This is a genomic window from Hyphomonas sp. (genome assembly GCF_036964145.1).
In the GTDB taxonomy this organism is placed as follows: Bacteria; Pseudomonadota; Alphaproteobacteria; order Caulobacterales; family Hyphomonadaceae; genus Hyphomonas.
Window position 1 is genome coordinate 147,422 of record NZ_JBALUC010000001.1, and the last position, 20,180, is coordinate 167,601.

A 20,180-nucleotide genomic window follows, 5' to 3' on the forward strand; every position below is an offset into this window, starting at 1 on the left:
CCGCATCAGGCCCACTCTTTTCACATGTACACTCATTCCGGAGCAGGCTGGCATATCCGCGACTTTGAGCGTCGGGACTATCGCCCGTGCTATCAATTGTTTCGTGACTGCCTGCAGGAGTTTCCGTGGCGCGGCCCGGCAGCGCCCTATTTGCGGCAATTATTCAATTCATTGCCGACGGCGCGGGCCTGGGTGGCTGAGGAACCGCAAGCTGGAATTGTGGGCTTCCTGACACTGCGCCCGGATTCCGGCTATGTCGATCATCTCTTCGTCGCGCCGGACTGGCGCCTGTGCGGCGTGGGCCGGGGCCTGTTGCATGTCGGACGGGAAGATATGGGCCAGCCGCTATTGTTGGATGTGGACGCGCAGAATACAGCGGCGCGGGACGCCTATGAGGCGCTCGGCTGGAAAGTGCTGGCCAAGGCCGGTGAGGCTGGCCACGAGCAGATTCGCCTGATCGGACCGTAGGGCGGGGCCTGACTCAACCTTCTGCGAGGCGGGCCATTTCCGCTTCGGACAGTTCGGAATTGTCATAGACGTTCTGCACGTCATCCAACTCGTCGAGCACATCCAGCAACTTCATCAGCGTGTCGGCCGCGTCGCCATCGACCGGAATATTGTTCTGCGGTTTCCAGATCAGCTTGGTGGATTTGGCTTCCACCTCTTCGCCGAAATGTTCGGTCAGCGCGTCCGCCACGGACTGGAGATCCTCGCGGGCGGTATAGATCCAGTGGCTTTCGGCATCGGATTCCACGTCCTGTGCGCCCGCCATGATGGCCGCTTCCATGACTTCGTCTTCCGTCCCCACGCTCACGGGATATTCGATTTCGCCAACCTGATCGAAGCTGAACGAGACAGAACCTGTTTCGCCGAGATTGCCGCCATTCTTCGAAAAGGCTGTGCGCACATCGGTCGCCGTGCGGTTCTTGTTGTCAGTCGAGGCTTCAACGATCACGCCGACACCGCCGGGCCCGAAGCCTTCATAGCGGATGTCCACATAATCTTCGCCGCCGCCGCCCTGACCCTTGTCGATGGCACGCTGGATATTGTCCTTGGGGACCGACTGGCCCTTGGCGTTCTGAATCGCGAGGCGAAGGCGGGGGTTTCCGTCCGGATCTGGCCCGCCCATCTTGGACGCGATCGTGATCTCTTTTGACAGACGCGCGAAAAGGACGGCGCGCTTCTTGTCCTGCGCACCTTTGCGGTGCTGGATGTTTGCCCATTTACTATGGCCTGCCATGGAGCCCTCGTCGAATTTGGTCGGATCAGGAGAAGGGAGGCGTTTAGCGCAGGTTTGCGAAACGGCCAAGCTCCCACTGTGTAACGGGCTCTTTTGGGCCCGGAATTGCGTTTTTGCAGATCGCAGGGCCGGGCTTTGCAAAATTTTCCGCGCCAAATTGACACTTACGTCAACGTCAACCTTGCGTCTTTTATGCGCGGGCGTTAGGCACACCCCACACGAGTTTAATTCCAACAAATGTCTGGAGCGGTTGTATGAAGGTCCTGGTGCCGGTCAAACGCGTCATCGACTATAACGTCAAGGTTCGGGTGAAGCCCGATCAGACGGGCGTCGATCTCGCAAACGTCAAAATGTCGATGAACCCATTTGACGAGATTTCTGTCGAAGAAGCGGTTCGCATGAAGGAAGCCGGTACGGCGACCGAAGTCGTGATCGTCTCGATTGGCCCGAAACAGGCTCAGGAAACCATCCGCACGGCGCTCGCCATGGGCGGTGACCGCGGTATCCTGATCAATACCGACGAAACCGTCGAGCCACTGGCCGTTGCGAAAATCCTTGCAAAAGTCGTTGCCGACGAGAGCCCGGACCTGGTGCTGCTCGGCAAGCAGGCCATCGATGATGATTCCAACCAGACCGGCCAGATGCTGGCCGCGCTCCTGGACTGGCCGCAAGGCACCTTCGCTTACAAGATCGAGAAGGACGGCGACGCCCTGACCGTGACCCGCGAAGTGGATGGCGGCCTGCAGACCGTGAAACTGGCCACGCCGGCCATCGTCACCGTCGATCTGCGCCTCAACGAGCCGCGCTACGCGTCCCTGCCAAACATCATGAAGGCGAAGAAGAAGCCGATTGATGAGAAGGCTCCGGGCGATTATGGCGTCGACATCTCGCCGCGCCTCTCGGTTGTGAAAGTGACTGAGCCGCCTGTCCGCGAGGCTGGTGAAAAGGTCGAAGACGTTGCGACGCTTGTTTCGAAACTCAAATCAGCAGGAGCGATCTAATGGCTGTTCTGGTTATTGCTGAACACGACAATGCGTCTCTGAACGACGCGACCCACAAGGTTGTCACCGCAGCGGCGAAGTTCGGCGGCGACGTCGACATCCTGGTGGCTGGTGAAGGCGCAGGCGATGTTGCGGCTGCGGCTGCCAAGGTTTCCGGTGTCCGCAAAGTCGTTCACGCCGACGGCACCTCGGTTGCCAAGCAATTGGCGGAAGCCATGGAAGCCCTCGTGGTGCCAATGATGTCCGGCTATGACGCCGTCTTCATTCCGGCTACGACGACGGGCAAGAACATGGCTCCGCGTATCGCCGCGAAGCTGGACGTCATGCAGCTGTCGGACATCACGGATGTCATCGACACCGACACATTCGAGCGTCCGATCTATGCCGGTAACGCCATTCTGACCGTGAAATCTTCCGATGCGAAGAAAGTCATCACGGTTCGCGGCACGGCCTTCGAAGCGGCGGGTGAAGATGGTTCGGCATCTGTCGAGACTGCAGAGGTACCTGCAGGCCCGTTCAAATCCGAATTCGTCTCCGAGCAGATGGTCAAGTCCGACCGTCCGGAACTGGCTGGCGCGAAACGCGTCGTGTCGGGTGGCCGCGCACTGGGCTCGAAAGAAGAGTTCGACCGCCTGATCGTGCCGCTGGCGGACAAGCTGGAAGCGGCTGTCGGCGCGTCACGCGCTGCTGTCGATGCGGGCTACGCGCCCAACGACTACCAAGTCGGCCAGACCGGCAAGATCGTTGCCCCGGAGCTTTACGTCGCTGTTGGTATTTCGGGCGCCATCCAGCACCTTGCTGGCATGAAGGATTCCAAGATCATCGTGGCGATCAACAAGGATGAAGAGGCTCCGATCTTCCAGATTGCCGATTACGGCCTGGTCGCAGACCTCTTCAATGCCGTGCCGGAGCTGACCGAAGCCCTGTAAGCTTCTCAGGCCTGACTGAATTCAGCCCGCAACTCCTTGCCGGAGTTGCGGGTTGTTTCGTTTGAGGCCCAAATCAAAGGCAGGCAGGAGATTTCCATGAAGACAATCATCGTGACAGGGGCCGCATCCGGCATCGGCCGGGCAGTGGCAAAACACTTTGCCGGGCAGGGCTGGCAAGTCGCGGCGCTGGACATTGATCGCGACGGGCTCGCCACTCTGGGAGACTCCGTTCGTGCGATTGAATGTGATCTTTCCTCGGAAGACAGCATCCGCGCGGCCGTTGCCGCAACCGGCTTCGACCGGCTTGATTTACTGGTCAACAATGGCGGACCTGCCGACCCTGTTGCAGGGCCAATTGAGGGTATGAGTCTCGCCGACTGGAATAGCTGGATCGCGCCACATCTGACCGGTAGTTTTCTGATGGTGCGGGAGTGCGTTGACCTGCTGCGCGGCGCGAAGGGCAGCGTCGTCAACATGGCGTCCACCCGCGCGTACCAGTCCGAACCAGACACTTATGGCTATGCGGCGGCGAAGGGCGGCATTGTCGGCCTGACACATGCGCTGGCGATTGGTCTCGGCCCTGACATAAGGGCCAATGCTATTGCACCAGGCTGGATCAATTCGGCGAATGAGGAGCTGTCCGAGGACGCGCACGCCCAGCATCCGGTCGGTCGTGTCGGCAAGGTGGAGGACATCGTACAGGCTGTGGCCCACCTTTCCGAGGCCGGATTTGTGACTGGGCAGGTTTTGACGGTCGACGGCGGGATGACGCGAAAGATGATCTATACGGCGTAAAACGGGGTCATTCCCGCTGCGGCGGTTTCATCCGCTGTGTTGGGCCGCCATCCAGGACTGTGGAGGCCCGATCAGGGGCTGCGTCTCAGACTTGTATTTGACGCACTGCACAAACAGGATATGACATCACCTTTTTACGACGTTCTGGACGAATTCTATGGCAGACCTGAAGACGATTGGCGTGATTGGCGCGGGCCAGATGGGCAACGGTATCGCCCATGTCAGTGCACTCGCTGGATATGACGTGATCCTCAGCGATATTTCGGATGAATCACTTGCCAAGGGCATGAAGGCCATCGAACGCAACATGGCGCGCCAGGTGGGTCGCGGCCAGTATGATCACGGCGCCATGGATACAGCGCTGGCACGCATCAAGCCGACCACGGTGTTGAAGGATCATGAGGCGGCAAACATGGTGATCGAGGCCGCCACCGAGCGGCGTGAGATCAAGGAACAGATCTTCCGCTCGATCTGTGAAATTGTTCCTTCAGACACCTATCTTGCCACGAATACTTCTTCCATCTCCATCACGCGGCTTGCTTCGGTAACCGACCGTCCGGAACGGTTCATCGGACTGCATTTCATGAACCCGGTTCCCCTGATGAAGCTGGTCGAAGTGATCCGCGGTCTCGCAACCGGCCAAGAGACCTATGAGACGGCGATCGAATTTGCGGGGCGCCTCGAAAAGACCACCACCAATGCCGAGGATTATCCGGCTTTCATCGTGAACCGGATTCTCGTGCCGATGATCAATGAGGCCGTCTATGCCCTCTATGAAGGGGTCGGAACGGTCGAGAGCATTGATACGGCAATGCATCTAGGGGCCAATCACCCCATGGGGCCGCTTACCCTGGCCGACTTTATCGGGCTCGATACCTGCCTGTCGATCATGCAGGTTCTGCATGATGGTCTCGCCGATACCAAATACCGGCCTTGCCCGCTGCTCGTGAAATATGTCGAGGCTGGCTGGGTCGGCAAAAAGGTCGGCAAGGGGTTCTATGACTATTCCGGCCCTGAGCCTGTCCCAACCCGATAAATTCTCGCATGCTGTCGTTCTAACTGCGCAATGCGAATTTTTGGAAGATGCTTCACGCATAAGTGGTTTCAGGGGCAAAAAATTCAACCAAGAGTAATTGTTAATTCGTTAACCTGCTGCTGCTTTACTTTGCGAGCTGGTCGAACCAGCATGAGGCGGGGACGGATTATGGTTTGTGATTTGAGTGCCGGGAAGAGCAGCTCTTGTGAGCGGGCGACTCCCGAATTGACGGTATGGGCGCGCGGCCACGTGTCGTTCCCCACAGCTCCTCGCTTCGCTGATACAGGCAGAGCCGCCCAAAAAGCGACAGGAGCTCGGATCGTATGACAAAATCTCCAGAGCCTTTTGCTCCACACTGGTCCTTTGTCGACGAGCTGGAAGCCTTGTTGCCCCAGATGCGCGCATTTGCCCGCAGCCTTTGCCACGATGCCACACTGGCAGACGACATTGTCCAGTCAGCATGTCTGAAGGCGTGGGCGGCTTCCGGAACATTTGACCCCACCGCCAAGATGCGGCCCTGGATCCTGCGCATTGTCCGCAATGAATACCTCCAGCATTGCCGACGCGCCTGGCGAAACGTGGATGTCGAAAGCGGTTTCCTCGAAGAGATACTGGTGGATCATACATCGGCGGAAATGCTGAGCGATGCGTCCCGCGCGATCCAGGCGATTTACGCGCTACCTATCAAACAGCGGGATGCGGTTATTCTGGTTCTGGCGGCGGGACTCACCTATGAAGAAGCTGGCGTCATCATGAATTGCTCGCCTGGTACCATCAAAAGTCGGGTGAACCGGGCGCGCGCCATATTAGTGGATGAGTTGAACGGGGTTGTGCCCCTCATCTCCAATGATCTGATGGGAAAACCGGAACAGGCTACGCTGTATGAATTGGTGGTGCACGCCGAAGGCTTGATGGCCGAAGCCGCCTGACCGGAGTTATGCCATGAGCAGGAAGACGCTCACCGAATAGATTATCATTAATGCGCCCGTCTTGATGCCGGCTGAAATCAGGAACGGTCGCAGATCTGACCAGGATGTATCTCGGGCGATTGCGGCCACGGATGTCGCAATGTCATGCTCAAGCCCTTCGCGCGATTGACCGGCGAGGACCAGCATGACTTTCGAAGAGCGCGAGGCCGGCACGGATTGGGCTTCGGTCAGCACTTGCTGGAAGACATGGCCGGCCACCACTTCTCCGAGGGCGCGTTTGGGATGCCAGCCATAGCGGGAGAGTTCCGTCACCCCGAGCCGTACAAAGGGCCAGGTCACCCAGATATCCCGGATGAGGAATACCGCCAGGACGCCGGTCACGCTCCAGATGAAATAGGGACGCTCAAACACGCCTGCATGGGAAAGACCCCAGAGGCTAGCCAGGATAAGTAATTTGATTCCCGTCGCTATAGCGAATGAGCGGAAGCTCTTCCTGAGAAAGTCATCGGCATGACGCTTGATCTGCCGGCGCGTTTCGACCGCAGCGGATTCGATGGCCTTGTTCTTCTGGGCCGAGACACCGCGTTCAAGATACTTCCGGCCAAAGGCCAGTCCGGCACCAACCGCCGATGCAATGAACAGAATGGATCTCATATCTACAATATAGGGATCCTGCTGCGGTTTGTCTGCAAGACATAGGATGCGCTGTGATCAGAGCAGCCCGAGTAGGAGTCGTTGGGCATGGCGCGTAGCTGTTTTCGGGTCGCGCACAAGCGTGTATCCCAACAGCATCGCGCCTGCAGAGACTGAAACCGGGTATTTCTGGACAAGAGATTTCAGCGTGTCGAAGGGCAGGTCGGCCAATGCATTGGCTGTCGACTCTTCCAGATCATCGATTTCTTCGGAGGATTTGCGATAGGGCAGCAGGAAGATGTAGAGCATCAGTGCTGCGATAGCCACGAGAATTGCCGCGATGGTGAAGCAAGCCGCCGTCAGGCCTATTACAGAGGCCAAGGCCAATATTCCGGCTACTGATAATGCAAACATGCCGCCGAAACCGCAAACGATTCCGGCGACAGCTGCGAAAAGCCGAAGCTTGGTCGCATCCATGAATTATTTGCCCCTCATCATCGCGAGGATGAGGCCAGCCCCAAATGCAATCCCCACTGCAGCCAGTGGATTCTTGCGGATTTCCGATTCCACATCGGCGCGTGTTTCCTTGAACTGCCCGGAGGCTTTGTCGGCAAATTCCTTGCCCTTTTCTACGCCGGCCTGGGCTTTAACTTTTGCGAGACCCTGCATGTCAGCCATAACGTTCTTGAGGTCGCCGCGCAGCATGGCGATGTCATCTTTCAACGCTGCGTAGTCGCCTTCAGTTTCGGCTTTCAAAGTAGTCGCTGTCTTGGTATTCACGTTAAATCTCCTGATTTCGTGTGCGCTAATTCAACGCCCGACTTCAGAACTCGTTCCACTCAGGACGCGATTCTTCACGGCGGAACAAAGCCCGTAACGACACGTTGGCTTCGCATGGATGTGTTCAGAAACCGACTCTCCCAATACGTGTCTCTCAAGGATGATACTTGGGAAAAATTCGACCAACTCGATTTCCAGTCGCGTGTGTATCAGGCCGGAGATGATATTATCCGCGTAGGGGAAACCCCTCAGAAGATGTTCTTCGTCAAGGATGGCTGGGCCATACGCTACAGGTCCTTGGATGATGGCCGAAGGCAGATCGTGAATTTCATGCTACCTGGTGACGTTTTCGACATGCAGGTGGTGGCGGGTGTCAAAGCTGACCACTCGGTTACCACGGTCACGCGCACAGTCGTAATGACAATATCCGCCGAACAATTTGTTTCCGTGTTGCGGCATGATGCAGATGTTGCGTCCGCCTTCTGGTGGGCTGCCGTGCAGGAAGAATCCATTTTACGCGAACAGATCGTCCGTGTAGGCCGGCGCTCCGCGAAGGAGCGTATTGCCCACCTCTTGCTGGAATTGCAGCGCCGCCTGTACGCGGCTGTGGGTGGCTCAGAAAACCATTTGCCTATGCCCCTGACGCGCACAGATTTGGCTGATGCACTGGGCCTCACACCCGTCCATGTCTCGCGTACCATGTCCGCTTTGCGTCGGTCAGGGCTAATCGATGAATCACGGGGTCAGGTGACCATTCTCGACAAGCGTAAGCTGGCATGCATGTCGCAGTTCGACACGGATTATCTTCACGCCCGGAAGCTCGACTTTGCCGTGCCCCAAGAATTCAGCGGCCGCAGCGAAATGCCCCGGCCCAATGGCGTGATCCCAAGCCAAGCAAATGCCCCCCGAATGCCTCGAGACGACTGATTGTCTCATTCGCAAGATTCAAATGAAACTGGAGTACATCTCATGCAAGACTCAACACACCAAGATGATCTGTCTACCGTTGAAGCGCGTCAGGGACGCCGACGCATGGGGCTTCTTAGCGTCATGGGAATCGGCATTGCGATCGCGCTTGTCGGCATGCTCTTGGCACTGGCGGTAACGGGCCTGCTTTCGCCATCCGGTGTTTGATCCGGGAGGAAGTATTTATAAAAAAACGCCCCGAACGAAGTTCGGGGCGTTTTTCTTTATGTTATCGGGGGACTTATGCGTCGACCCGCGCGCCATTCGCCGGATGGAAGAAGAGGGCCTGACCGATCGCCGCTTTCACAGTGTTCTCCTGGAAAGGCTTCGGGATGAGATAGGTGGGCTCTGGCCGTTCGCCCGTGAGCAGGCGCTCCGGGAAGGCCGTGATGAAGATGATCGGCACATCATGGTCGGCCAGGATATCATGCGCCGCATCAATACCAGACGATCCATCAGCGAGCTGGATATCGCACAGAACCAGACCTGGCGGATTGGCGCCGAAGAGAGAGAGCGCCTCGCGATGGGTAGTGGCAATGCCGGTAACGGTATGACCGAGATCTTCGACAAGGCTCTCCAGATCGGCCGCAATAATGGGCTCGTCCTCGATGATCAGCACCTTGGTGGCGAGTTCGCCTTCGATCTCTTTCTGGGCATCCTGCTCAAGCACACGCTGCTCTTTTTCGGAAATTCCGAGAATATAGGCTGCTTCCGAGGCGGAGAAGCCTTCAAGGGCTGTCAGCAGGAAGGCCTGGCGCTGGATCGGGGCAAGGGATTGGAGTCGCTTGTCGGCGGGATCACCGGCTGGGCCATCCCTTCCCTCAAGCTGGGCGCCTGTTGTGCCCCAGATCACGTGGAAGAATCGATAGAGGGATAGTCGAGGATCTTCCAAATTATCAACGACTTCCGGGTTTTCGACGAGCGCCTGGAGCGACGTACGAATATAGGCGTCCCCGCTTTCCTGGCTGCCTGTCAGCGCCCGCGCATAACGCCGCAGAAACGGCAAATGGGGAGCAAACGATTGTACCAAACTCATGGGGAACCTCTCTTCTGGGACCGCATTAACAATTCATAAAAACCGCATTGGTTCCACAATAGTGCAAAAAACAGCACTATGTGGGAACTAATGCGCACTCTGGCTGTTTAACTATCAGACTCATATAGTTAGGTATTTAGATCGTGAATCAGGATAGTTTAAGCGGAATGGAAAAAAACGGACGCAATAACTCCGTCAAGTCCGACCTCGGCAGCAAGAGGCGGACGCAGCGCATTGGAGAGCAACTCCGCCGCGTTTATGACGAAGTTGCGCAAGAAGACGTGCCGGACGAGTTCCTGCGGCTTCTCGAAGAAGCCGACAAAGCTCGGCCATCTTCCACCTCAGATAAATCCTGAGGGGATTTCCATGACAGACAATACGGAAAAACTCAGTGACGTTGATTTCAAACGTGAGCTGGCCGCGCTGATTCCTCATTTGCGGGCCTTTGCGCGCAGTTTGTGTGGTGATGCCACGCTGGCAGATGATCTCGCGCAGGACGCGATGCTGAAGGCGTGGAATGCCCGCGCATCCTTTCAAGCCGGTACGAATATGAAGGCCTGGGCATTCACGATCCTCAGAAACGTCTTCTATTCCGAGAAACGCCGGTCCTGGCGCCGGACGCCGCTTGATCCGGAAGTGGCCGAGGCCACGCTTGTCTCCAACAGCAATCCGTCTGACACGCTCGACTTGCTTGCCATGCGTAACGCATTGGGCAGGTTGCCCATCGACCAGCGCGAAGCCCTGATTCTGGTGGGGGCTGGTGGGCTCCCGTATGAAGAGGCCGCAGAGATTTGTGGTGTGGCTGTGGGCACGATCAAGAGCCGCGTCTCCCGCGCGCGAAAGGCTGTCGTCGAAATCCTCGAATCCAATGGTGCGGGCTATAGCGACGACTCCAATATGAAAGCGGAAGACGCATTCAACGATATCATGCGACAGGCGGATGATATTGCCGGTGTCGGATGAAGACGGCGACCTGAACCAGTCAGGCCGGGCCCCCAGCGCCGCACCGCTTCGCAACAAGCTTGTCTTGACGCTAGCGGCGGCACTGACACCTGTTCTGCTCCTGTCTGCGTTCAAAGCGTATATTGATGCGCGCGACATACGAGATAGTCAGGCGCAGAATCTCGTGCTCGTTGCGGGCGCGGCCATTGATGGTGTCAACCAGTCCCTGCAACAGGCGGAACTGTTGCTGTCACTGTATGAGCCCCGACTGGCAGCCGGGGAATGCAGTGGCGTCTACAATGAGCTGTCAGTTTACCTGCCCTCTCTGACCAATGTCGTCGCGTTTGATGAAAATAGTGAAGTCATTTGCTCGGCCGTGGGCACACCGGCTCTCAGCCGCGAAAATCAGGTTCTGCATGACCGCCTGCGGGCAGGGGGAGATTCCTTCGCGCGGAGCGATGCCTTCTTCGGATCTGCCAGCGATGAATGGGTGTTTGCGCTGAACAAGCGCGTCGAAGACGAAGCCGGAAATTTCACAGGCATCAATACGTTTGCGCTCGGCGCGATAGATTTGGCCAACCTCGTGCGGGCGGGATATCTGCCGGACTATGTTTCGCTGTCCATTGCCGACGAAACGGGCCGCGTATTCGGCGATCCTCTTGTCGGGCCAATCCCGGCTGAATGGATTGAGGGAGTGAGGCGTGCCCAGGATGCGCAATTGTTCCGGGTTGATCATCCCGATGGCACATCCGTTGATGTGGTATTGAGGCCTGTCGGTAATTCCAACATTTTCGCCGTCATTGCCCGGCCTTCCTATGGCCTGTGGAATGATTTTTTTGTTCGTCCCGCGACATCCTTCGGACTGCCGTTGTTGGCTTTTGCTGTCACCTTGCTTGCGGCCTGGATGGCGATTGACGGGTTGGTCCTGCGATGGATTTCTCGCCTCACACGCACGGTGCGTATCTATGGCGCCGGCCGGTACCAGTTCAAGGCGGGCAATTCATTTGTGGATGCGCCGTCGGAAATCCGTAGCCTGGCGACGGCGATGGAAGTCATGGCGCAGGATATTGATCATCGTGACCGGGATTTGAAAGAAGCCATTGCCACCCGTGACGCGGCGGTGAAGGAAATCCATCATCGCGTGAAGAACAATCTCCAGATCGTTACCAGCTTCCTGAACCTGCAGGGGCGTCAGTTGAAGGATCCGCAAGCCAAGGAAGCCATCGCCGCGACGCGTCATCGGATCGATGCGCTGGCGATCGTCCACCAGACCCTGTACCAGAATGAGCGGCTCGAAAGCGTCGACATGCGCCCCTTCCTGACGGGCCTTCTTAATCACCTCTCCGATGCCCTTGGCATGTCGGAAGCAGGCATCAGTCTGGTTCAGTCTTATGCCGAAATCCAGCGGGACGCTGACGATGCCATCCCCATGGCCTTGTTCATCGTCGAGGCTGTCACCAATGCCATGAAGTATGCGTTCGAGGAAGACGGAGGCGAGGTGTCGGTCTGTCTGTCGGCGACGGATGACCAGGTTACGTTGGAGATCAGGGATACCGGGCTCGGATACGACAGCACCGATGGCAGTTCGGGCCTCGGCTCGAAGCTGATGGTCGCCTTTGCGCGCCAGCTCTCTGCTGAATTCACGACGGAAGCACGTCCCGGCCTTGGCTGCTCACATAAATTGGTCATGCCATTCTGATCCTTGACGCAGAAAAGCCCGGTCAACTCACCGGGCTCGTCATATTTTTATATGAAAACGGATGTTATTGAGGAGTATCGGTTGGCTCCGTCATGGCTTCGCCCGCATCATTCACCGCAGCTTCAGCGTCATCACCGGCTTCTTCCAACTCGTCGGAAAGCGTGTCTGGTTCCTCAACTGTGATGTCGACCTCGTCGGGTTCGTCCGTGGCATCGCACGCAGCAAAAGTACCGAGGCTGAGAAAGGCTGTCGCAAGCATCATCTTTTTCATGGCTGACTCCTTATCGTCTGCGCCCTTAAAACGCTGAAGGGGGCAGCAGGTTCCCTGGATGGGGTGGGAGCCTTTCCAGCTACAGCGTCAGTTAGGTGCTGGCGGAACCTGTGGCGAACACGCGCGTATGTTTGATATGCTTAACACGGCCCGCCCCCGGATAGATATTCAACGCAGGTCTCGCGGTCTGGCTTCACACTTTCGTACCTTCAAGCGTATTAGCGGCCCAGGCTCGATCGGCAGAGTTGTCTCTCTACTGATCATAGGTTTTGGGCAGGTCTGGGCCTGTATGAGAAAGCACAGGGAATTAATGCGTTCGGGTAGACGCACCCGTGTCCTGCTTATTTCGTTTTCAGGCTGACCGCCTATTTCCTTGTCCTATAGATGTTGATGGCCGACACGGAGTCGGTGTGGGATCATATAAAATCCTGAATACAGCACATAAATAAAGACACGCCCCAAGTGGGGCGTGTCTGGTTCAGTCATGGATGACCCGATTTAGTCGTTGATATCTTCTTCAACGTCCTGAGCAGTGTCCTGAATAACTTCGCCGCCGGCTTCAACGTCTCTGCCGACGCCGTCGACAGTGTTGCAGGCTGCCAGCAGTATGGCAAGCGCGCCAAGGGCGCCGAGACTGGCGATCTTCACGGTGTTTTTCATAATGAGTCCTTTCCGCATTAAGCAGGGAAGAAACGTTACCCCTCTGGCTTGGTTCCAGAGTGCACAGAAAAAATATTCGGGAACTTCGGTGCACGGACTCGGGTTGTACTGGCATCTCATCGGCATGCATCGCCGGTTTGTTTGATTGAAAAGGAGTTATAGTCATGCTCGGTTGGGCAATTGCATTTTTCGTACTGGCGCTAATCGCCGCAGTTCTTGGGTTTGGTGGCATCGCAGGTGCGTCCGCCGGTATCGCCAAGATCCTGTTCTTCGTCTTCCTCGTTCTTCTCGTCCTGTCCTTCGTTGCGCGGGCCGTCCGTGGACGAAACGTGACTTGATGAATGAAGATTACACATAAAAAGGGCGTTGCAGACTGCGACGCCCTTTTTCTTTGGGATATGGTACTGCGGTCTCCCAGGGAACCTCTCCGCTGTTTGCGCGTATGTTAATCGCAATATGGACGGGAGGATAATGGGCCTGTGAAAGAAGACATGGCCTCCCTGACAGGATCTGCCGACAAGCGAGACGTGGTGCGCAACTGGGCTATTACCGGAATTTTCTGGATTCTGGTGCTGGGCGCGCTCAGCCTGGCGCAGGGAGTGTTTGTTCCCATCATTTCCGCCTTCGTACTTGCGCTGACCTTCAGCCCTGTACGCCGCGCGCTTGGCCGTATTGGCATACCTCCAGGTGCGGCAGCCGGGATCATCATGATCAGCCTGTTGGTTGTGTTCAGTGTCCTTTTCTACTTCATATCCGAGGCACTCCAGCAATATCTGAGCGATGCCCCGACCTTTGCGGCAGAGGTGCGCCGGGAATTGAGTGGCCTGTTCGGCACCATTGAGCCTGTCCTGAAGGCCGGGGATCAAATTGATGCCCTGACAAAGCAAGGTGGCCAGCAGACAGTTGCGATTCGAGAACCGGGATTTGTCAGCGTCATGACGCAGGCCACGCCTGCTGTGGTCAGCCAGTTGATCGTCACACTGACCTTGAGTTTCTTCCTGATCGCTTCTGGCGATATGTTCTACGAGAAACTTGTTCAGGTCATGCCGAAACTGAAGGACAAAAGGCGGGCGCTCGCCGCAGCGCGTACGATTGAGAACCAGCTCTCCACGTATCTGTTCACGATTACGGCTATCAATGCGGCGCTCGGCGTCATCATCGGATTGGTCATGTGGGCCATTGGCATGCCCAACCCACTCCTCTTCGGATTGGGCGCCTTCCTGCTGAATTATATCCCGTATATTGGCTCGATCGGGGGCATCGCCGTCACGCTTGTCACTGGGCTGGTCACTTACGACAACACGGTGCACGCTATGCTTCCGGCTCTGTTCTACTGGCTCATCAATACAATCGAAGGTCAGTTCCTGACGCCCGTGCTCGTGGGCCGCCGCCTCAAGCTGAATGCGGTCGTGGTATTTATCTCCTTCGCGCTATGGGCCTGGGTGTGGTCATTCATGGGCATGTTGTTGTCCACGCCAATCCTGCTCATGGCCAAAGTCGTGTCCGATAATGTCAATGGGCTTGAGAGCTTCGGAAAATTCCTTGGCGACCGGGATGATCTATCCGGCTCGGATTCGCGTCTCATGAAGTTCGTGTTCCGTCAAAAGGACCGGCCAGTCGCCGAGGATGCTTGACTCTGTTGTCACCCGTTCGGCATCACCAGTGCCAGATGTGACAGGGTGAGCCGGGCCGGCGCACGGGCCGACAATTCAATGCCTTCGAAGTGGGACACGTCCACACCGGCTTCAGCCAATGTCCTCAGAGGGATTTCGAAGGTGAGAGTCATACCGGCGCACATATGTGACCCCAGACGGGACAGGCGTCCAACCTCTGTGCGCCCGGCTCCCGAATGGATGGACAGCATGGGATCGTGGGAAATGACGGCATATTTTGACGTCGTCAGCGTGAAACAGAACCCGGCATTTGTCTCACGCGTCAGGTCAAGCGGCTCATGAGAAAAGATGACGGGCGCAACTCGCGCGTCTGTCCAGATTATTTCAATGGCGTTCTCCTGCTGGCCGAGATCTGCCGCCTTCAGCTCGACCGCTCCCGATGGAGACCGCTCTGTACCCCCCTGCCATGATGCCGGTCTGCTGGCTCCGTCCAGTTGGATAGACCAGCCGCCCCCCGCCGTGCCGTGCGCGAATATGATGCCATGATCAGGTTTAAAAGGCCTGCGGTTCTCATGGAGAATGCGCAGATTGCCGTTGTCCTTGAGGGAGAGTCCAAATCCGTAGGGGAACAAGGGGGTATAGGGCTGCGAGCCGACATTCAGATCATACTGGTCTGCATGTTCTGGCCAAGAGAAGGACAGCTTGCCAGTGAAGTCATGATCGGAAGTCCCATCAGTGGCAAACAGGAGGTCCGCGAGTGCGCCGGCCTGCGTACCAGGCAGGAAGGCGGCTACGAATGCATCTGACGCATTTAGCGCCGGGTTGACCCATAGGGGGCGGCCGGACAGGAAGATGCAGACAATCGGAATGTCGGCGTCTTGTAGCCGCTTCAGGATATCGAGACCCTCACTATTAGCTGGCTGGAAGTCCAAAGTCGACAAATCTCCCCGGAATTCCGCATAGGGCGCTTCACCAAACACATGGATGGCGAGATCGGGTTTTGTACCGAATTGCCCGTCCCGCGCATAGGATACCTTGCTGCCCCTTTTTACTGCAACACGCCGAATGCCTGAGAGGAGGGTCTCCGCCTGCGGATAATCCATATGTTCCAGATTCCCCCCCTGCCAGGAAAGGGACCAGCCGCCACATTGCATGCCGAGGTCGTCCGCTGCCTGTCCCGTCACCAGAATATGCTGCGGTGATTGGAGCGGAAGGGTTTGGTTTGCGTTTTTCAGGAGCACAGCGGATTTGCGAACGGCCTCGGCCGCGAGCTCTGTATGTGCCTTGCATCCGACTACACCCGTCTTGGCACTGTGAGGCCGCTCGCTTGGCATCGGTTGGGAGCAGAGCCCTGCACGAAATTTCAAACGCAATATGCGGCGGACTGCGTCGTCCAGACGCTCTACAGATATGCGCCCCGATTCCAAATGGCGCAGCAGCGAAACGTGGAGACCTTTCCAGCTCTCAGGGGCCATATACATGTCGAGGCCGGCCATCAGGGCGTCCGGGCAATCGGTGGGGCTCGCACCAACAATCTGTCCGTGTCCATTCCAATCGCCCACGACGACACCATCAAAGCCCCAATAGGTCTTGAGCAAATCCGTCAGAAAGGCCTGGTGGCCATGCATCTTGCGGCCACCCCAGCTGGAGAATGAGGCCATGATGGTCTGGACCCCAGCATCGAGTGCCGAATAGTAGCCGGAGGCGTGTACGTCCCGCATTTCCGCTTCGGTGGCGACTGTTTCTCCCTGGTCCTTGCCAGCGCGCGTTCCTCCATCCCCGATGAAATGCTTGGCGGTTGCAATTATCTTGTCTGAGCCCAGAAAGGGTCTTTCGCCCGGAACGCCTTGCAGGCCGCGCACCAAAGCCGCGCCGAGTTCTGCGACGAGTTCAGGAGATTCCCCATAGGCCTCATAGGTGCGCCCCCACCGGCCATCGCGTGCGACCGAGACTGTGGGGGCGAACGTCCAATCCATGCCCGTTGCGCGAACCTCCCGAGCCGTGGCGGCTCCGATCCGTTCCACGAGATCCGCATCCCTCGTGGCGCCCAGCCCGACATTGTGGGGAAAGATGGTCGCACCAACCAAATTATTGTGTCCGTGTACAGCATCCGTGCCCCAGAGCACGGGTATACGGGGGCCATCTGCGCGCATGGAAGCGGTCCAATAAGCATCGGCCAGGTCAAGCCAGTCAGCGTGACTGGCGCGCTGGTTACCCTTCGGTGCGGAGTTTCCTCCATTCAGCACCGCGCCAAGATGATAGGCCGCGACATCGTCAGGGGCCACAGAGGCAATGTCGGCCTGGATGATCTGCCCGACTTTTTGCGAAGGCGTCAGCCAGTCGATAATGCGAGTGATCATCCCTTCCGTTTTTGGGCAGTGAAGATTGGGGGGATGCGGTTTCGGCCAGTGCGAAAGGGTGAGTGTCGTGGAGGAGGGATCAGTCATGAGCTTAGGCCCGGCGCAGGATTATGGCGCCGCCTCCTCTGTATGGGTGAAATCTTCCGGATAGTCGCGCATCCGGTCGTACCAGTGGAGCTTCAGGAAAATGCTGGTGATTGCGAGAATTGCCAGAGCGGCGAGCATTTTTGGCCAGTCCTGGATCACCAGAAAAATTGGGGTACAGATCAAGGCGGTTTGCCACACGATCCCCACGGCCACGTTGGCAAGATCTCGCTTCATATCCGGGTTACGGGACACAGGCTGCCCTTTGCCGGCGAGCGATTCCACAACCGGCCCCCAGGCGCCCCAAGGCCGTGTCTTGAGGTAGAACCGTTCCAGTGTTTCCATCTCGGTTGGCGTCGTTAGCAGCGACCCGGCTATGACGGCGACCAGACAGGCGGCAAAGAAAAAGGGAAAGGCCTGGAGCGGATTGATATCTATTTGGGGCATGCCCAGGATGAGTGCGAAGAGGATTCCCGTCAGCATACCCCAGAAATAGCCATAGCCATTCATGCGCCACCAATACCATTTGACGATATTGGCTGCGGTGTAGCCACCATAAAGGCCCGCCGTGATCCAGTTGATGACGGTGTCGATGCTGGTTAGGAAGAGGCCGAACAGGGTGCCGATGATCACGAAGACCGTGGAGACGATATAACTCATCCGCAGATAGGTTTTATCGGTCGCGTCGGGCTTGATGTATTTGCGGTATATGTCGTTCACGACGTAGGCGGGGGCGGCGTTGAGGGGGGCTGCAAAACTCGACATGAAGGCGGCAAGCAGGCCGGCCAGCGTCAGGCCCAGCAATCCGACAGGAATGAACTCGCGCAGAGCGAATGGCAGCACCGCTTCGAAATCTGCGTCTGCTCCCATGTCCCGAAGATAGGGACTGAAATAGACCAGAGAGAGCACGGTCAGGCCCGTTATAAGCAGGTAGCGCGGCAGGTTCAGCACGATACTGACCAGCGCGCTCATCTTGGCTGCTTCGATCGGACCTCGTGCAGACAGGATGCGCTGCATGTCATAATTCGGGGCGGGTCCGGCGAGCGATGTGAAAATGCCTTTCAACAGGACCAGCATGAAGAAGATCGAGAAGAGCGAATACCCCTCCTTGGCGATCTTGGTATCCGCCGATGGCAACAAGTCATACCAGTCGAGGCCAAGCTCCCAGCCGAAGAAGGGATTGGTCCACCCATCCGGTATGGCAGCAGCCAGCATGTCGGGTGACACATGCAACATCGCGATCACCGCGACGCCGATACTGGCAATGGTCATGACAATGAATTGCAGGACTTCCGTGAAGACGACGGAGTACATGCCCCCCTTGATGACATAGAGGGAAGTCAGGAAGATCAGGAAGACGCCAAAGGCTTTTTCGTTCAAGGCCGTCATCGCGGCTTCACGTTGTGCCAGGAGATCGCCCGTGAGATCTGGCGCCCGCAAATTGACGGGGAGGAAAAGGTCGAGCTGCAACATGCCGGCGAGGTCGATAGGAATGAACTGGACCGCAAGCTTCCCAATCCCAAGGAAACCATAGGCCATGTAAGCGAGCACCAAGATCAGTGCGAAGAGAACAATGATCAGGTGGCTCAAGCGTGCGGCTGGGCCATCTCCGAAGCGGAACGTGATCCATTCCGCGCCTGTCATGGCGCCTGATCGGCGGAGCCAGATCGAGAGGAATACCATCAGGAATATCTGATTGAAGACTGGCCAGAGCCAAGGGATCCAGATGCTCTTGAGCCCATAAACGAAGAGAATGGATACCAACCACATCGTGCCGGCCACGTCGAACATGCCGGAGGCGTTGGACAGGCCGAGCGCGTACCAGGGCAAACGGTTGCCGCCCAGGAAATAGCTGCGCAATCCTGTGTTCGCTCGATTGGAAATCCAGAAACCGATGAAGAGTGTCAGCCCGATATATGCCGCGATCACCGCCATATCGATAGGATGCAAACTCAAGTCTCCGGCCCCTTTGCTTGCGAGGGCCACTCAGCACTGCCCCAGGTGGCGCCGCGTATATTTTTCTGCAGCCTCGCGAACCGAGGCCGGCGTTATTCTGAGCACGCCTGACCCCAAGAACATTCATTACAAACGGTTTCATTGCAAGCCATCATGGTGTTTGATGAGACAGAAGTTTCGGTGCGCTACTGGATACCGGGGCCGGGACCTCAAGAAGCCAAAAGGCTCGTGGGAGGAATTGAATGGCTCAGATCAGGGATGTCGCAAAGCTCGCGGGTGTATCCCCTGCGACCGTGTCACGAGCGTATTCAGATCCCAGCAAACTGTCGGAATCGACGCTTCATCGCGTCTTGGCCGCCGCGGATGAGCTGAAATACAAGCCAAGTTCGCTGGCTCAGCTTTTCCGTGAAAAACGGACCAATACCGTGCTGGTCATGGTGCCAGATATTGCCAACGTTCTCTTTGCTCGTGTCGTCTCCGGCATTGAGCGCGTAGCGGTCGAGAACAAGTATAATCTGATTGTTTCGGATACAGGCGACAACGCGGCAATCGAAACCGTTGGCGTGGAAATGGTGGAGACCTCTCGCGCGGATGGCGTCATACAATTGGGAGAGCGGCCGCTCAGCGAACTGCATCCTGAGGGGGAGCAGTGCGCGATCCCCTTTGTACAGGCGATCAGTGCTGACCCGCGGGGCCGTTATCCCACGGTCGGAATCGATGACCGGAAAGCGGCGGCGATGATGGCCCGTTACCTGCTGTCTCAGGGGCACCGCCGCATCGGAGTCCTCGCCGGGCTCGAAAACCGTGTCGTCACCCAGGAGCGGCTGGCCGGGTTCAAAGACAGTCTGTCGATGGCGGGTGTGCCCTTTGATGAGGAGGCAGTAGAATATGATGCCTATTCAATGGCAGGGGGCGAAAGAGCAGCCATGCGCCTATTGGCACGGAAAGGGGACCTTACGGCCTTGTTCTGCATGAGTGACGAAATCGCGATTGGCGCCATCCGCGCGGCCCATGATCAAGGATTCGTCCTGCCTCACGACCTGTCCATTTCCGGTTTCGATAATATCGAATTCGGTAAGTACTGCACACCACCCCTGACGACCGTGATGCAGCCGGCCGAACAGATTGGCGAAGTCGCCATGTCGCTGATGTGCGATATGTTGCGGGGCCAGACCATGCCGCAGGTACACGAAATGCTGCCGACAGAACTCGTTGTGCGGGCTAGTGTCCAGAAACTTCCTTAGGGTCGT

23 protein-coding genes are annotated in these 20,180 nt (G+C 57.2%); 14 read left to right on the forward strand and 9 right to left on the reverse strand.

Going from position 1 to position 20,180, the window contains the following annotated elements:
- The first annotated feature begins 24 nt into the window (after positions 1-24).
- Complete coding sequence (locus V7660_RS00745) at positions 25-468, forward strand: GNAT family N-acetyltransferase (RefSeq protein ID WP_335601205.1); 444 nt, start codon at positions 25-27, stop codon at positions 466-468.
- Between the two features lie 13 nt (positions 469-481).
- Here the strand turns inward: V7660_RS00745 and V7660_RS00750 are convergent, their stop codons facing one another.
- Positions 482-1,240: a YebC/PmpR family DNA-binding transcriptional regulator gene (locus V7660_RS00750; protein ID WP_335601206.1), complete on the reverse strand. Its 759-nt coding sequence runs from the start codon at positions 1,238-1,240 to the stop codon at positions 482-484.
- A 254-nt stretch (positions 1,241-1,494) separates the two neighbouring features.
- Here V7660_RS00750 and V7660_RS00755 point away from each other — a divergent pair, with 254 nt between their 5' ends.
- The 5 genes from V7660_RS00755 (at position 1,495) to V7660_RS00775 (ending at position 5,930) form a co-directional block, all read left to right on the forward strand.
- A complete protein-coding gene (locus V7660_RS00755) occupies positions 1,495-2,241 on the forward strand; it encodes an electron transfer flavoprotein subunit beta/FixA family protein (protein ID WP_035547930.1) in 747 nt (248 codons plus the stop codon).
- Positions 2,241-3,170 (forward strand): electron transfer flavoprotein subunit alpha/FixB family protein, encoded by a 930-nt coding sequence (locus V7660_RS00760; RefSeq protein WP_335601207.1) that lies wholly within the window; start codon positions 2,241-2,243, stop codon positions 3,168-3,170. The genes V7660_RS00755 and V7660_RS00760 overlap by 1 nt, the downstream gene beginning before the upstream one ends.
- 96 nt (positions 3,171-3,266) lie before the next feature.
- Entirely contained in the window at positions 3,267-3,965 is a 699-nt protein-coding gene (locus tag V7660_RS00765; RefSeq protein ID WP_335601208.1) for an SDR family oxidoreductase, read from the forward strand.
- 157 nt (positions 3,966-4,122) lie between these two features.
- The gene (locus V7660_RS00770; protein WP_335601209.1) at positions 4,123-5,001 is read left to right on the forward strand and encodes a 3-hydroxybutyryl-CoA dehydrogenase; all 879 of its coding nucleotides are present in this window, start codon (positions 4,123-4,125) and stop codon (positions 4,999-5,001) included.
- Positions 5,002-5,324: 323 nt separating this feature from the next.
- On the forward strand, positions 5,325-5,930 hold the full coding sequence (locus tag V7660_RS00775) for a sigma-70 family RNA polymerase sigma factor (RefSeq protein ID WP_335601210.1): 606 nt from the start codon (positions 5,325-5,327) through the stop codon (positions 5,928-5,930).
- A gap of 6 nt (positions 5,931-5,936) precedes the next feature.
- On the opposite strand, the gene V7660_RS00780 is transcribed toward V7660_RS00775, so the two are convergent.
- The 3 genes from V7660_RS00780 to V7660_RS00790 all read right to left on the reverse strand — a co-directional run bounded on the left by V7660_RS00780 (position 5,937) and on the right by V7660_RS00790 (position 7,343).
- A complete protein-coding gene (locus V7660_RS00780; RefSeq protein WP_335601211.1) occupies positions 5,937-6,584 on the reverse strand; it encodes a hypothetical protein in 648 nt (215 codons plus the stop codon).
- Positions 6,585-6,641: 57 nt separating this feature from the next.
- Complete coding sequence (locus V7660_RS00785; RefSeq protein WP_335601212.1) at positions 6,642-6,944, reverse strand: hypothetical protein; 303 nt, start codon at positions 6,942-6,944, stop codon at positions 6,642-6,644.
- 99 nt (positions 6,945-7,043) lie between these two features.
- Positions 7,044-7,343 (reverse strand): DUF883 family protein, encoded by a 300-nt coding sequence (locus V7660_RS00790; RefSeq protein ID WP_335601213.1) that lies wholly within the window; start codon positions 7,341-7,343, stop codon positions 7,044-7,046.
- 114 nt (positions 7,344-7,457) lie between these two features.
- Here V7660_RS00790 and V7660_RS00795 point away from each other — a divergent pair, with 114 nt between their 5' ends.
- Both V7660_RS00795 and V7660_RS00800 read left to right on the forward strand, forming a co-directional pair.
- Positions 7,458-8,270: a Crp/Fnr family transcriptional regulator gene (locus V7660_RS00795; RefSeq protein WP_335601214.1), complete on the forward strand. Its 813-nt coding sequence runs from the start codon at positions 7,458-7,460 to the stop codon at positions 8,268-8,270.
- 42 nt (positions 8,271-8,312) lie between these two features.
- A complete protein-coding gene (locus V7660_RS00800) occupies positions 8,313-8,477 on the forward strand; it encodes a hypothetical protein (RefSeq protein WP_335601215.1) in 165 nt (54 codons plus the stop codon).
- A 73-nt stretch (positions 8,478-8,550) separates the two neighbouring features.
- On the opposite strand, the gene V7660_RS00805 is transcribed toward V7660_RS00800, so the two are convergent.
- A complete protein-coding gene (locus V7660_RS00805) occupies positions 8,551-9,345 on the reverse strand; it encodes a response regulator (RefSeq protein WP_335601216.1) in 795 nt (264 codons plus the stop codon).
- A 167-nt stretch (positions 9,346-9,512) separates the two neighbouring features.
- Between V7660_RS00805 and V7660_RS00810 the strand changes: the two genes are divergently transcribed.
- From V7660_RS00810 to V7660_RS00820, 3 genes are read left to right on the forward strand one after another with little or no spacing between them, the layout of a single operon-like run.
- Entirely contained in the window at positions 9,513-9,701 is a 189-nt protein-coding gene (locus V7660_RS00810; protein WP_335601217.1) for a NepR family anti-sigma factor, read from the forward strand.
- Between the two features lie 10 nt (positions 9,702-9,711).
- The gene (locus V7660_RS00815; RefSeq protein WP_335601218.1) at positions 9,712-10,308 is read left to right on the forward strand and encodes a sigma-70 family RNA polymerase sigma factor; all 597 of its coding nucleotides are present in this window, start codon (positions 9,712-9,714) and stop codon (positions 10,306-10,308) included.
- Complete coding sequence (locus tag V7660_RS00820; protein WP_335601219.1) at positions 10,286-11,986, forward strand: sensor histidine kinase; 1,701 nt, start codon at positions 10,286-10,288, stop codon at positions 11,984-11,986. The genes V7660_RS00815 and V7660_RS00820 overlap by 23 nt, the downstream gene beginning before the upstream one ends.
- Before the next feature lie 64 nt (positions 11,987-12,050).
- Here V7660_RS00820 and V7660_RS00825 read toward each other — a convergent pair whose 3' ends face one another.
- Entirely contained in the window at positions 12,051-12,257 is a 207-nt protein-coding gene (locus tag V7660_RS00825) for a hypothetical protein (RefSeq protein WP_335601220.1), read from the reverse strand.
- Between the two features lie 498 nt (positions 12,258-12,755).
- On the reverse strand, positions 12,756-12,917 hold the full coding sequence (locus tag V7660_RS00830; RefSeq protein WP_335601221.1) for an entericidin A/B family lipoprotein: 162 nt from the start codon (positions 12,915-12,917) through the stop codon (positions 12,756-12,758).
- A 164-nt stretch (positions 12,918-13,081) separates the two neighbouring features.
- On the opposite strand from V7660_RS00830, the gene V7660_RS00835 reads away from it, so the two are divergent.
- Positions 13,082-13,255, forward strand: coding sequence for a DUF1328 domain-containing protein (locus V7660_RS00835; protein WP_034814608.1), 174 nt, complete (start codon positions 13,082-13,084; stop codon positions 13,253-13,255).
- A gap of 141 nt (positions 13,256-13,396) precedes the next feature.
- Positions 13,397-14,551, forward strand: coding sequence for an AI-2E family transporter (locus V7660_RS00840; protein ID WP_335601222.1), 1,155 nt, complete (start codon positions 13,397-13,399; stop codon positions 14,549-14,551).
- Positions 14,552-14,559: 8 nt separating this feature from the next.
- On the opposite strand, the gene V7660_RS00845 is transcribed toward V7660_RS00840, so the two are convergent.
- Both V7660_RS00845 and V7660_RS00850 read right to left on the reverse strand, forming a co-directional pair.
- Positions 14,560-16,890, reverse strand: a complete 2,331-nt coding sequence (locus V7660_RS00845; RefSeq protein WP_335601223.1) for a glycoside hydrolase family 3 protein — start codon at positions 16,888-16,890, stop codon at positions 14,560-14,562.
- Between the two features lie 108 nt (positions 16,891-16,998).
- Positions 16,999-18,930 (reverse strand): sodium:solute symporter family protein, encoded by a 1,932-nt coding sequence (locus V7660_RS00850; protein WP_442910007.1) that lies wholly within the window; start codon positions 18,928-18,930, stop codon positions 16,999-17,001.
- Between the two features lie 242 nt (positions 18,931-19,172).
- Between V7660_RS00850 and V7660_RS00855 the strand changes: the two genes are divergently transcribed.
- Entirely contained in the window at positions 19,173-20,174 is a 1,002-nt protein-coding gene (locus tag V7660_RS00855; RefSeq protein WP_335601225.1) for a LacI family DNA-binding transcriptional regulator, read from the forward strand.
- Positions 20,175-20,180: the final 6 nt, after the last annotated feature.

Bases quoted from the DNA above. Each gene is read 5' to 3' on its own strand.
- V7660_RS00775 (WP_335601210.1), top strand. From the start codon at position 5,325: ATGACAAAATCTCCAGAGCCTTTTGCTCCACACTGGTCCTTTGTCGAC.
- V7660_RS00750 (WP_335601206.1), bottom strand. From the start codon at position 1,240: ATGGCAGGCCATAGTAAATGGGCAAACATCCAGCACCGCAAAGGTGCG.
- V7660_RS00800 (WP_335601215.1), top strand. From the start codon at position 8,313: ATGCAAGACTCAACACACCAAGATGATCTGTCTACCGTTGAAGCGCGT.
- V7660_RS00825 (WP_335601220.1), bottom strand. From the start codon at position 12,257: ATGAAAAAGATGATGCTTGCGACAGCCTTTCTCAGCCTCGGTACTTTT.
- V7660_RS00770 (WP_335601209.1), top strand. From the start codon at position 4,123: ATGGCAGACCTGAAGACGATTGGCGTGATTGGCGCGGGCCAGATGGGC.
- V7660_RS00855 (WP_335601225.1), top strand. From the start codon at position 19,173: ATGGCTCAGATCAGGGATGTCGCAAAGCTCGCGGGTGTATCCCCTGCG.
- V7660_RS00805 (WP_335601216.1), bottom strand. From the start codon at position 9,345: ATGAGTTTGGTACAATCGTTTGCTCCCCATTTGCCGTTTCTGCGGCGT.
- V7660_RS00845 (WP_335601223.1), bottom strand. From the start codon at position 16,890: ATGATCACTCGCATTATCGACTGGCTGACGCCTTCGCAAAAAGTCGGG.
- V7660_RS00815 (WP_335601218.1), top strand. From the start codon at position 9,712: ATGACAGACAATACGGAAAAACTCAGTGACGTTGATTTCAAACGTGAG.
- V7660_RS00795 (WP_335601214.1), top strand. From the start codon at position 7,458: ATGGATGTGTTCAGAAACCGACTCTCCCAATACGTGTCTCTCAAGGAT.
- V7660_RS00820 (WP_335601219.1), top strand. From the start codon at position 10,286: ATGATATTGCCGGTGTCGGATGAAGACGGCGACCTGAACCAGTCAGGC.
- V7660_RS00835 (WP_034814608.1), top strand. From the start codon at position 13,082: ATGCTCGGTTGGGCAATTGCATTTTTCGTACTGGCGCTAATCGCCGCA.
- V7660_RS00830 (WP_335601221.1), bottom strand. From the start codon at position 12,917: ATGAAAAACACCGTGAAGATCGCCAGTCTCGGCGCCCTTGGCGCGCTT.
- V7660_RS00745 (WP_335601205.1), top strand. From the start codon at position 25: ATGTACACTCATTCCGGAGCAGGCTGGCATATCCGCGACTTTGAGCGT.
- V7660_RS00760 (WP_335601207.1), top strand. From the start codon at position 2,241: ATGGCTGTTCTGGTTATTGCTGAACACGACAATGCGTCTCTGAACGAC.
- V7660_RS00765 (WP_335601208.1), top strand. From the start codon at position 3,267: ATGAAGACAATCATCGTGACAGGGGCCGCATCCGGCATCGGCCGGGCA.
- V7660_RS00780 (WP_335601211.1), bottom strand. From the start codon at position 6,584: ATGAGATCCATTCTGTTCATTGCATCGGCGGTTGGTGCCGGACTGGCC.
- V7660_RS00755 (WP_035547930.1), top strand. From the start codon at position 1,495: ATGAAGGTCCTGGTGCCGGTCAAACGCGTCATCGACTATAACGTCAAG.
- V7660_RS00810 (WP_335601217.1), top strand. From the start codon at position 9,513: ATGGAAAAAAACGGACGCAATAACTCCGTCAAGTCCGACCTCGGCAGC.